The 11,633-nt window shown below is 65.2% G+C and carries 10 protein-coding genes; 4 read left to right on the top strand and 6 right to left on the bottom strand.

The genetic code is table 11. From position 1 onward, the window contains the following. Together JHC81_RS11715 and JHC81_RS11710 are read left to right on the top strand one after the other, a co-directional pair. Positions 1 to 101 (top strand): hypothetical protein (locus JHC81_RS11715; RefSeq protein ID WP_366466151.1); only part of this gene is annotated, 101 nt, incomplete at its 5' end. A gap of 174 nt (positions 102 to 275) precedes the next feature. Then, positions 276 to 1,580, top strand: coding sequence for a UDP-glucose/GDP-mannose dehydrogenase family protein (locus tag JHC81_RS11710; protein ID WP_292174857.1), 1,305 nt, complete (start codon positions 276 to 278; stop codon positions 1,578 to 1,580). A gap of 55 nt (positions 1,581 to 1,635) precedes the next feature. On the opposite strand, the gene JHC81_RS11705 is transcribed toward JHC81_RS11710, so the two are convergent. Then, entirely contained in the window at positions 1,636 to 2,310 is a 675-nt protein-coding gene (locus JHC81_RS11705) for an OmpA family protein (protein WP_292174855.1), read from the bottom strand. Between the two features lie 243 nt (positions 2,311 to 2,553). On the opposite strand from JHC81_RS11705, the gene JHC81_RS11700 reads away from it, so the two are divergent. Next, positions 2,554 to 3,465, top strand: a complete 912-nt coding sequence (locus JHC81_RS11700; RefSeq protein ID WP_292174860.1) for a 2-oxoglutarate and iron-dependent oxygenase domain-containing protein — start codon at positions 2,554 to 2,556, stop codon at positions 3,463 to 3,465. A gap of 93 nt (positions 3,466 to 3,558) precedes the next feature. On the opposite strand, the gene JHC81_RS11695 is transcribed toward JHC81_RS11700, so the two are convergent. The 5 genes from JHC81_RS11695 to glmM all read right to left on the bottom strand — a co-directional run bounded on the left by JHC81_RS11695 (position 3,559) and on the right by glmM (position 9,757). Further along, positions 3,559 to 5,541, bottom strand: coding sequence for a TadE/TadG family type IV pilus assembly protein (locus tag JHC81_RS11695; protein ID WP_292174853.1), 1,983 nt, complete (start codon positions 5,539 to 5,541; stop codon positions 3,559 to 3,561). A 116-nt stretch (positions 5,542 to 5,657) separates the two neighbouring features. Beyond that, positions 5,658 to 6,365, bottom strand: a complete 708-nt coding sequence (gene mtgA, locus JHC81_RS11690) for a monofunctional biosynthetic peptidoglycan transglycosylase (RefSeq protein WP_292174849.1) — start codon at positions 6,363 to 6,365, stop codon at positions 5,658 to 5,660. A gap of 45 nt (positions 6,366 to 6,410) precedes the next feature. Beyond that, positions 6,411 to 7,376: a WD40 repeat domain-containing protein gene (locus JHC81_RS11685; protein ID WP_292174843.1), complete on the bottom strand. Its 966-nt coding sequence runs from the start codon at positions 7,374 to 7,376 to the stop codon at positions 6,411 to 6,413. A gap of 37 nt (positions 7,377 to 7,413) precedes the next feature. Then, positions 7,414 to 8,391, bottom strand: a complete 978-nt coding sequence (locus JHC81_RS11680; protein ID WP_292174841.1) for a hypothetical protein — start codon at positions 8,389 to 8,391, stop codon at positions 7,414 to 7,416. 16 nt (positions 8,392 to 8,407) lie between these two features. Then, positions 8,408 to 9,757, bottom strand: a complete 1,350-nt coding sequence (gene glmM / locus JHC81_RS11675; protein WP_292174839.1) for a phosphoglucosamine mutase — start codon at positions 9,755 to 9,757, stop codon at positions 8,408 to 8,410. Positions 9,758 to 9,927: 170 nt separating this feature from the next. Here glmM and glmS point away from each other — a divergent pair. Next, positions 9,928 to 11,633 (top strand): glutamine--fructose-6-phosphate transaminase (isomerizing) (gene glmS, locus JHC81_RS11670; RefSeq protein WP_292174836.1); only part of this gene is annotated, 1,706 nt, incomplete at its 3' end.

The following is an 11,633-nucleotide window of genomic DNA, read 5'->3' as shown; positions in this document are numbered from 1 at the left end:
CGCTGGACGGCAAGGGCGAAACCGCCCTGGCCCGCCCGACGGCTGACGGCGTGCGTGAGCCGCTGAACCGTCGCGCCACGGTCGGCATCAACTTCCGTTAAGCCAAACGGACCGGGGCCCGTCGCAAGACCGGCCCCGGCTCCCGGGCCTACCGGACAGTCGATCCACTCTACCCACCGCCCGCCCCGGAAACGAGGGCGGGCGGTGTCGTTTGCGCGGGTGGCCAAAGGCCGTCGGCCTCGCTATTCCGGCAGTTCGTCAGAGAGGGATATCCCATGCGCGTCGCCATGATCGGGACAGGCTATGTCGGCCTGGTTTCCGGGGCCTGTTTCGCCGACTTCGGCCACGAGGTGACCTGCGTCGACAAGGACGCCTCCAAGATCGAGCGGCTGAAGGCGGGCGAGATTCCCATCTTCGAGCCGGGACTGGACGATCTGGTCGCGTCCAACGTGCGGGGCGGCCGCCTGTCCTTCGCCTTGGACGGCACCGAGGCGATCCGTGCCGCCGACGCCGTCTTCATCGCCGTGGGCACGCCGTCCCGCCGGGGCGATGGCCACGCCGACCTTTCCTATGTCTATGCCGCCGCGGAAGAGATCGCGGGCCTGATCGAGGGTTTCACGGTCGTGGTCACCAAGTCGACCGTGCCAGTCGGCACGGGCGACGAGATCGAGCGCATCATCCGCGAGCGCCGGCCCGAGGCCGAGTTCGCCGTGGTGTCAAACCCCGAATTCCTGCGTGAAGGGGCCGCCATCGAAGACTTCAAGCGGCCCGATCGCGTGGTCGTCGGTACGGATGACGAGCGCGCGCAGGCGGTCATGCGCGAGCTGTATCGCCCGCTGAACCTGAACGAGACGCCGATCCTGTTCACCGGGCGGCGCACATCGGAGCTGACGAAATATGCGGCCAATGCCTTTCTGGCCATGAAGATCACCTTCATCAACGAGATGGCCGACCTGTGCGAGGCGGTGGGGGCGGACGTCCAGCAGGTCGCGCGTGGCATCGGCCTGGACAAGCGGATCGGGTCGAAATTCCTGCATGCGGGCCCGGGTTATGGCGGCTCGTGCTTTCCCAAGGACACTCTGGCGCTGGTGCGGACCGCGACCGACGCGGGCACGCCGGTTCGCCTGATCGAGACGACGGTCAGCATCAACGACGACCGCAAGAAGGCGATGGCCGATCGGGTGGCCAAGGCGCTGGACGGCGATCTCAAGGGCAAGACGGTCGCCCTGCTGGGCCTGACCTTCAAGCCGAACACCGACGATATGCGCGACGCGCCGTCACTGGACGTGGCCCCGGCTTTGATGGCGGCGGGCGCGACGGTTCAGGCCTTCGATCCGGAAGGCATGCACGAGGCGTCCAAACTGCTGAATGGCGTCGTCTTCAAGGATGGACCCTACGATGCCGTGGCCGGGGCCGACGCCGTGGTCATCCTGACGGAATGGGATCAGTTCCGGGCGCTGGACCTGGACCGCGTCAAGCTGCTGCTCAAACAGCCGGTCATGGTCGATCTGAGGAACGTCTATCGCCCCGACGACATGCGGGCGCGAGGCTTCCGCTACGCCTCCATCGGACGGGCATAGAAAAAGGCGGCCCCGAATAGGGAGCCGCCTTCATCTTGTCAGCCTGAATGCCGGATCAGCCGCGGAACGGGCGGATCAGGATCTCGACGCGGCGGTTCTGTGCCTTGCCCGAGGCGGTGCCGTTGTCAGCGATCGGCTGACTCTCGCCGCGACCGTCCACGAAGAAGCGATCGGCCAGGACACCGCGATCGACGAGGTAGCGGGCCACCGACGACGCACGCTGGCGCGAGAGGTTCAGATTATAGTCGTCGGCTCCGTCGGAGTCGGCGTGACCGATGATGTCGATGGTCGATTGGTCGTAGCGCTGCAGCACGGCGGCCACATCATCCAGAGTCGCATAGAAGCTGGAGTTCACCGACGACTGGTTGGAGGCGAAGGTCACGTCCGACGGCATGCGCAGGACCAGATTGTCACCCTGGCGCGCCACGCCGACACCTGTTCCGGACAGTTCGGCTTCCAGCGCGCGCTGCTGGCGATCCATATACTGGCCGACGGCCGCACCGCCCAAGGCACCGATACCAGCCCCGATCAGCGCGTTCTTGCGCCCTTCTTCGGAGTTGGAGGTGTTGGTCAGATAGCCCAGCAGGGCCCCGCCCAGAGCGCCGGCGATGACACCCGTGCCGGTGTTGTTGCGCTGGGGCGTTGAGCTGTAGGGGTCGGTCGTGGTGCAGGCGGCGGTGGCCAGGATGGCCGAGAGGCTGACGGCCGAGATGAAGAGTTTGGCGCGCATGAAGATTGTCCTTTCAAGGAGACGATTGGCGCTGGAACGCGATCCGTACAGTGAAGGTTCCAGCCTGTACCGCCCATGAACGCGACGGGTGGGCGTTTGGTCACGCCGCCCCGACTTTGCCAATCGGAGGGTTCAGGGCGTAAGGACATCGCAGTCCTGTTCCAGAAGGTTTCCGCCGTGACGACACCGACCGCCGAAAGCGCCCACCCCTCCACCGCTGCTCGCGGCATCGAGCCGGTTTCGATGACTCAGTACGACACCGACTTCCAGGCCTTTGCCGACAAGCTGGGCGGGTCGTTCAAACGCTATGGCTTTGCCGTCGTGTCCGACCACGGGCTGGACGAGGCGGTGATCGAGGCGGCCATCGACGACGCCAAGGCCTTCTTCGCCCTGCCGGAAGAGGTCAAGCGCCAGTATCATCAACCGGGCACTGGCGGCGCGCGCGGCCTGACCCCCTTCGGCGTCGAGGCGGCCAAGGGGGCGGCGACCGTCGATCTGAAGGAGTTCTGGCACGTCGGGCGCGAGCTGCCCGAGGGCCATCCCTATCGTCAGTATATGCGCGACAACGTCTGGCCGACCGAGATCGATGGTTTCCGCGAGCATCTGTACGGCATGTTCACGGCGATGGATCAGCTTGGAGCGAAGATCCTGAGGGCCATCGCCCGCTATATGGAACTGGGCGACGACTTCTTTGCGGACAAGGTCCAGTTGGGCAACTCCATCCTGCGCATGCTCCACTATCCGCCGGTGCCTGCCGGCGCGTCAGGCGTGCGGGCAGGGGCGCATGAGGACATCAACGTGATCACCCTGCTGCTGGGAGCCGAGGAGGCCGGGCTGCAGCTGAAGGATGCGGACGGCCAGTGGCTCGACATCGCGCCGCCGCCGGGTGCCCTGGTCGTCAATATCGGCGACATGCTGCAAAGGCTGACCAACCACGTCCTGCCGTCGACCAGCCACCGGGTGATCAACCCCGCGCCGGAACGGGCCAGCTTCGCCCGCTATTCGACGCCCTTCTTCCTGCATTTCAACCCGGACTTCGTGATCGAAAGCCTGCCCTCGACCGTGACGCCGGACAACCCCGACCGCTATGCCGGCAAGGCGATCATGGCCGAGGACTTCCTGACCGAGCGGCTGAAGGAAATCCGGCTCATCTAGGGGCGCAAACGCACGGGACGCGGCCCCGTGCTGCTTGAGCGCTCGGGTTACCGCGCGAGGATTATCTCGCGCGGCTTCAGTGCCTTGCCGCCGTCAGCGGGAAATCCGCAGCTGGCTGATGCTCCGACCAATGGCGGCGAAAGCGGACTGCAGCGACGTGCCGTTGTTGGGCAGATAGACGTGGCTGGCGTCGGTGGCGCACTGCTGCATGACCTCGCGCGCCGTGTCCACACCCGCGCCGCCGGTGCCGGTGCCGATGTCGAAGCCGACGGTGTAGACGATCACCTTCTTGGCCTTCATGGCGTTGCACATGGTCACAGCCTGGGCGAACGGATTACCGTTGGTCGCCGCACAGTTGATGTGCTGGGTCGTCGAGCCGCTGCCCGACACCGCACCGGCGACCACCCCATTGCAATAGGGCGTGTTGAACTCGCCGTCCGTCATGATGATGACGACCTTCAACAGGCTGTTGTCGGTCGAATAGGGGTCGGGACGATTGGCAGAGGGAAAGATCGAGCCGAAGGTCGGCGAGATCATGTACCAGCCCCAACCGACGCCGATCTGACCGGCGGTCGACCCCACGGCGGCATAGCTGTTGATCTGATTTTTCAGCAGAGCACGATCGTCGGTCAGTGGCTGGATCGTGGATCCCAGGCAAGGATTGTCCGTCGAAGCATAGGCAGGACTGACAAAGGCGGTCGAAGTCGAGGCATCGGTATAGGCCTGCCCGCCGACCCGCTCGCTGACGCAGGACCGTTCGTTGGCATCGATGATGGGTCGAATGCGCCAGTGATTGTTCGACTGGTTCTGGAACAGGAAGGCGGCGCACCCATACTCCAGGCACTGGACCGTGCCGCCGGAGCTGTAGTTCGAGACGTTCGGTCCGATACGGCCGTTAAGGGAAAAGGTGCTGCTCGACTGCTTTGTGATCGTCGTGAACAGATTGGTTTGCGCCGAGGTGCTGGTTCGTCCGTCGTCCAGAGCGTTGTTGATCTGGGTCATGCCGTTCACGCCGCGGATGCTGACGTCGTCGCCTGTTTCCAGACCATGGTTGTTGGAGGTGACAACCACTTCGCAGGTCGAGACCTGGCATTTGCGGAAGGAGCCGCTGTTGGCCGTATAATTCTTGGTGCCTGTGGTGTTGACCGGCGTCCAGCTGCCGGAATTTTCAAGGGTGAAGGTGTTGGCGGTGACATCTGCGACACGATAGGCCTTGCCGTTCAGCAGGGTGGTCAGGTCCGTGCCGCTGCCGGACTGGGTCACGCCGCTGATCCAGACGAAGTCGCCATTCGACAGGCCGTGGTTGTTGGCCGTGATCACACCGGGATTGGCCTTGGACACGCCGCTGAAGGATTTGGCGACCCAACCAGGGCTCATCCACGAGGCGGCGGTGATGCTGGTCGGGCCCTTGGGCGTGCCGCGCACGGTATCGACATAACCGCCCGGATTGACGCCCATGGAGTAGGGAACCAGCGCCATACGCGTGCGGTTGATGTTCTGCTGATCCTGAACGACCAGATCGACCAGGGTGTTGGCAGCGGATTTCAAGGAATTCAGACGGTTGCCCGCCATCGAGCCGGTGACGTCCAGCACCAGGGACACCTCAATGTCCTTGGTCGAGCGGTGAACCTCGGAATGAACGCTAACCGGCAACTGGTCGTCCATGAACTTGCCATAGGGTGGCAGGAAGATGTTGGCGACCAGGGTCTGCACATCCACCTTGGCGTCGGCCACCACGATCTCGTCATTGACCAGAATGAATTTGGTCTCGTTCTCGATCAGGCTCATGGTTGGATAGGCCGCCAGATTGGCCTTCAGCGCATCCATGCCGACGCGCTGGATGTCATCGGCGTCCGTATAGGGCGAGCGGGCGGCGGCGAGGGCTGCGGCGTCCAGCGCATCGTGCAGGCCGACCTTGGCTGTCGATACCCGGTTGATGTCGACCCCGCCGACCACGATCATGACCAGAACGGGCAGGGCCATGCCGAACAGCATGGCCACATTGCCTCGGTTATCGCTGGCCGCCTCGCGCACGAAGGCAGCCAGGGCGGCTCGCGTTTTCTGCAACAGTCGCATGATCGTCTCGTCACCGGTCGCGGGCGCGGCTGGCCCATGAATCGGGGAAAGATCGCCGGTTTCGGTTAAGAAGGCTTCCTATGGCATAGGTTAACGAACGCGGGTCGGCGACGCCTTCATCCCAGGACGCAGGACGCCAGCCCTTCGTTGCGGACCGTGCCCATGGCCGCCTGGATGCGCCCGCCCCGACGACGCACATAGGGTCCGGGCGAGGCGGCCCGATAGCGGCGGGGCGAGGGCAGGATGGCGGCCAGCCGCGCGGCCTCGCGGTTGGTCAGGGCGTCGGCATCCTTGCCGAACCAGTGCTGCGACGCCGCCTGCGCGCCATAGACCCCGGGGGCCCATTCGGCGACGTTCAGATAGACCTCCATGATGCGGCGCTTGCCCCACAGGGTCTCGATCATCAGGGTGTAGCCAGCCTCCAGCCCCTTTCGCACCCAGTCGCGGCCGGGCCACAGAAAGACGTTCTTGGCTGTCTGCTGGCTGATGGTCGAGCCGCCGCGGATACGGTCGCGCCCTCTTGCTTCGTTGCGGGCATTGTCACGCAGGGCCTTTTCGATCGCCTCGACGTCAAAGCCGTAGTGATCGCAGAAGCCTGCGTCTTCGGCCGCGATCACCGCTTCAATCAGACGGGGCGAGATGTCGTCCAGCGGCCGCCAGCGGTAGTCCAGACCTGCCCCGCTGGCTGCCCGCGAACTCATCAGAAAGGTCATGGGCGGCGGCACGACGCGCAGCAGGGCCACGCTCAGCACGCCGAGCAGGGCCAGCAGGCCCAGGGTCGTCAGGATGGGCCGTCTTTTGCGAGGGGTGCCGGGTGCCGCCATGTCTGGAGGGTGGCGCGACGGCTTGCGACAGGCAAGCGCCCTTCGTCAGATGACGACGACGCCCGCGTTGCCATCCTCGTCCGCCCAGGCCACGCGACCCGCATCGCGGCTCATGGCCAGGGCCACGATGGGCGAGCCCTTTTCGGCCTTCAACATATTCAGCCCCTGCGCTGACGGGTCGGCCAGCCAGACGCGCCCGTCGTTCAGACCGGCGGCCAGCAGGCTGTGCCCGACCTGCGAGGCCACCTGGGTGACCAGACTGCCCTCGTCGTACCCGATCTCGGTCGCTTCGCGGCCCATTGGCCCATTGGCGCCGATGAAGGGCCACAGCACCGCCCCTTGCGCGCCCGAGGTCGCCATCAAGCTGCCCTTCGAAAGAAAGCTGACCGCACGGACCTTGGACGGATAGCCGCCCATGCGCAGGTCCTTGCCGTCCTTCAGCCGCCAGCCATGCAACTGGCTGTCCTGCATGGCCGTGATGACGAAAGCGCCGTCCGGCGAGAAGGTCACCGAGGTGTGCGACCCGGCCCACTTCAGCATCGTCGGCCTCTGGTCCGCGATCCGCGCATACCACAGACAGGCCCCGCCATAGGTCGAGGTGGCGATGCGTCGGCCCTTGGGATCGAAGGCCACGCCAGACACCGTCCGCTCATGCACGAAGTCGCGGCGGAAGCCGGCGTCTTTCGCATCGATAACGCTCAGCGTCTTGCCGGCCGAAAAGGCGATCAGGCCGGTATCGGCGGCGCAATCGATGGCATCGACCCACTGGCCGTTGGCCGCATTGGCCAGCAGGCCCGCCTCGCCCCGCCGGTGCCAGACGACGCGGCCATCGTCGCCGCCGGTGACGATGCCGTCGCCCGACGGGTGCACCGCCGCGCACAGGATGGCCCCGTCATGGGCGGCGTTGAACTCGCCGCTGTCGAACCGCACCGAACCGTCGCCCAGGGCAAAGACTGCCCCGGTGGCATCGAACAGGGCAGCGGTCACCTGGGCATCGAAGGTCGTGGTCATGGCGGCGGTTTAGCGGTCCAAGATAGCTTCCGGCTAGTCACGACATGCACTGGCGCGATCTTGAGGCCTGAGTGGCTTCCAAGGCGGGTAGCCCATATTGCCGCCGAAGCTCTGCGGCTTCGTGGTGATCGATCAGCGGTGGCGACGGATAGGCGCTTGCGCCATCGCAGGCCCAGAGAAAGCCGATCCGTTGGGCGGACAGGTTTGCCATGGTGTCGATATCGACCATATAGGCCGCATGATAACCGCTTAAACGGCCTTGATCGAATGCTTCGTCGGACGCTGCACGCAGTGGACCTGTGAGCTGTGGGTTCCAGGCGACATGAATAGCGATATTGACCAGCGCAGTGACCAGATGCCCCTGCCCGGAGTTTGGCACATCGGACGGGAAGCCGAACTCCTCAACGTGACTGATCGCTGCTTTAGCGTTTTCGCGGACCATATCACACCATACCCGGTCCATGATCCGCGCCTCGTCCCTGGCAACGGCGTTCTCGTTAGCCATGACCTTCTTGGGGATCGACCCGGCGCTTAACCACTGGTCGTGCGCGGATCGAAGCGACAGGGCTTCGGCACCATCCGGCAGGGACGATTTCAATTCCATGCCAGGGCGAAGAAACACATCAGCGTCCGGCGCATCGTCGTCGAGCCTGACAGACACTTCTTCGGCCAGACCCCGAGCGATCCGCTCCATCGACGCCTTGCGTGAGACACAGTCAGCGAGGTCCCTACAGTCGGCAAGGATCAGCTCGCGCGCCCAGGTGACGAGCGGTTCCGCACAGACGATCCTGAAGTCGTGAAGGGCCGCGGGATCAAAGGGCTCTGTGGTCGCGCCCTCAACCGATGTCGTCTCGATCGCATCCGCGAGCGCGTCGAAATGCCCGACGATCTGCTGCCAGTCATAGGGGGCAGGCGATATGGTGATGGTGTGCGAGGACGTGTTCTGGGCAACTGCCGCAAGCGGGGCCAACGCTGCGCCCAACACGCAGATGACGAAGACCAGATATCGCGTCATGCGCTCAACGCCTCTGCTAACCCACAGCCTTCACCGCCGCGACCACCTCCGCCACCACCGCCTTGACCAGGGCTTCGTCATCCCCCTCGGCCATGACGCGGATCAGTTTTTCGGTGCCGGAGGGGCGGACCAGCAGGCGACCCTGGCCCTTCAGACGGGCCTCGGCGTCGGCGATGGCGGCCTTGACGGCGGCGTCTTCCAGAGGCTTTCCGCCGGTGAAGCGGACGTTTTCCAGCAGTTGCGGCACAGGGTCGAACTGGCGGGCCAGTTCGCTCATCGGACGGCCGGATTCGATCAGCACGGCCAGCACCTGAAGCGCGCTCATCAGGCCGTCACCGGTCGTGGCGTGGTCATGCAGGATGATGTGGCCGGACTGTTCGCCGCCGATGTTGAAACCGCCCTGGCGCATCCGCTCCATGACGTAGCGGTCGCCCACGCCCGTGCGCTCCAGCGTCAGGCCCTCGGCGGCCAGCGCCCGCTCCAAGCCCAGATTGGACATGACGGTGGCGACCAGTCCGCCGCCGGTCAGCAGGCCGCGCCGGGCCCAGTCGATGGCGACCATGGCCATGATCTGGTCGCCGTCCACCACCTGACCCTTTTCATCGCAGACGATCAGCCGGTCGGCGTCGCCGTCCAGGGCGATGCCGATATGCGCCTTATGCGCCACGACCGCCTTGGCCAGCGTCTCGGGATGGGTCGAGCCACAGTTGGCGTTGATGTTCAGGCCGTTCGGTTCGACACCGATGCGAACCACCTCGGCACCGAGTTCATACAAGGTTGTCGGCGCGACCTTGTACCCCGCCCCATTGGCGCAATCGACGGCGATACGCAGACCCTGAAGGCTGAGCCCCTTGGGGAAGCTGGCCTTGGCGATCTCGACATAGCGGGCCTGGGCGTCGTCGATACGTTTGACGCGGCCCAGCCTGTCCGGCGGGGCCAGGCCGGAATCCAGCGCCTCGTCCATCATGGATTCGATCTTCAGCTCGACCTGATCCGACAGCTTGTAGCCGTCGGGCCCGAACAGTTTGATGCCGTTGTCCAGATAGGCGTTGTGCGAAGCGGAGATCATCACCCCAATATCGGCCCGCATCGACCGGGTCATCATGGCCACGCCCGGCGTCGGCAGAGGCCCGAACGTCAGCACATCCATCCCGGCCGAGGAGAAGCCCGCGACCAGCGCCGGCTCGATCATATATCCCGACAGGCGCGTATCCTTGCCGATCACCACCAGATGGCGGCGGTCATCCGAGGACATGAACATCCGCCCCGCCGCCAGCCCGACACGAAGCGCCACCTCGGGCGTCATGGGGTGGGTATTGGCGCGGCCCCGAATGCCGTCGGTCCCGAAATAGCGTCTCTCGGCCAAGCTTTGTCTTCCCTTGGATCGGTGTCGCAGAAACCTTGCGAAACCGCTTTTTAGATGCGAACCCCGCCGCTGTCGCTTAATCCGACCTGTGACAGTTCAGGGTCGGATTAGACCCTCATGCGCCCGCACGCAAAGTGGGCCTCTTTCCGTTTCCCTGAAGGACGATTTCCATGTGCGGCATCATCGGCGTGACCGGGACCGGCCCGGCGGTTCCCCGTCTGATCGACAGCCTGAAGCGGCTGGAATACCGGGGCTATGACTCTGCGGGCGTTGCCGCCCTGGTCGATGGGCGGATCGAGCGCCGCCGGGCCAAGGGCAAGATCCGCGAATTGGAGGCCGTGCTGGCCGCAGAGCCGCTGGAATCGACGATCGGCATCGGCCACACGCGATGGGCCACCCATGGCGCGCCAACGACCACCAATGCCCATCCGCACAAGGCGGGCCGCGTCGTCCTGGTCCATAACGGCATCATCGAGAATTTCGCCGAGCTGAAGGCCGATCTGGCAGCCGAGGGTCATGTCTTCGAGAGCCAGACCGACACCGAAGTCGTGGCCCACCTCCTGGACCGCGAACTGACCAAGGGCAATGATCCGCTGGTCGCGTTCAAATCGGTGCTGGACCGGTTGACCGGGGCCTATGCCTTGGCGGTGCTTATCGAGGGCGAGGACGGGCTGATCCTGGGCGCGCGGCGCGGCAGTCCCCTGGTCGTCGGCTGGGGCGAGGGCGAGATGTATCTGGGGTCGGACGCCCTGGCGGTCGGGCCGTTCACCCAGAAGATCAGCTATCTGGACGAAGGCGATTTCGTCGCCCTGAACCGCGACGGCGCACGCATGTTCGACGTGTCGGGCCAGCCCGTCGAACGGCCGATCGTCACCGTCTCCGCCTCTTCGGCCCTGGTCGAGAAGGGCGAGTACCGGCACTTCATGGAGAAGGAAATCCATGAGCAGCCCGACAGCGTCCAGCACACGCTGAGCCACTATCTCGACTTCGTGAATGCGAAGGCCAAGTCCGGCGACACCGACTTCGCCACGGTCGAACGCATCCAGATCGTGGCCTGCGGCACCGCCTTCTATGCCGGTCAGATCGGTCGGTATGCCTTCGAGAAACTGGCCGGCCTGCCCTGCGACGTCGAGATCGCGTCGGAGTTCCGCTATCGCAGCCCGGCCCTGTCGACGGGCAGCCTGGCCGTCGCCGTCAGCCAGTCGGGCGAGACCGCCGACACCCTGGCCAGCCTGTCGTGGTGCAAGTCGAAGGGCTTGAAGACCGCCGCCTTGGTCAATGTGCATTCGTCATCGATGGCGCGTGAGGCCGACCATCTGTGGCCGACGCATGCCGGCCCGGAAATCGGCGTGGCCTCCACCAAGGCTTTCACGGCCCAGGTCGCGGCCTTGCTGGCCCTGGCTGTGGCGGCGGGCGTCCAGCGCGGTACGATCGACGCGAGCCGCGAGACCGAACTGGTTAAGGCCCTGTTCGAGGCCCCGCGCCTGATTGCCGAAGCCATGCTGATGGAGGATGCGCTGAAGGCCGTGGCCCATGATCTGGCCCGGGCGACCGACGTGCTGTTCCTGGGCCGCGGAGCGATGTTCCCCCTGGCCATGGAAGGGGCGCTGAAGCTGAAGGAGATCAGCTACATCCATGCCGAGGGCTATGCCGCCGGAGAGCTGAAGCATGGTCCGATCGCCCTGATCGACGAGGAGACCCCCACCGTCGCCCTGGCCCCGCTGGACGATGTGTTCGAAAAGACCGCGTCCAATCTTCAGGAAGTGGCCGCGCGCGGTGGTCCCGTCATCATGATCGCGCCCAAGTCCGCGCCCGACCTGCACGGCACGGGCATCCGCCGGGTCGATGCGCCCGACTGTCATCCCCTGATCGCGCC

Origin of the sequence: Brevundimonas sp. (genome assembly GCF_016463295.1) — a bacterium.
Taxonomy (GTDB): Bacteria; Pseudomonadota; Alphaproteobacteria; order Caulobacterales; family Caulobacteraceae; genus Brevundimonas.
Note: the sequence above shows the minus strand (reverse complement) of the source record. Positions and strands in the feature narration are given on the sequence as shown.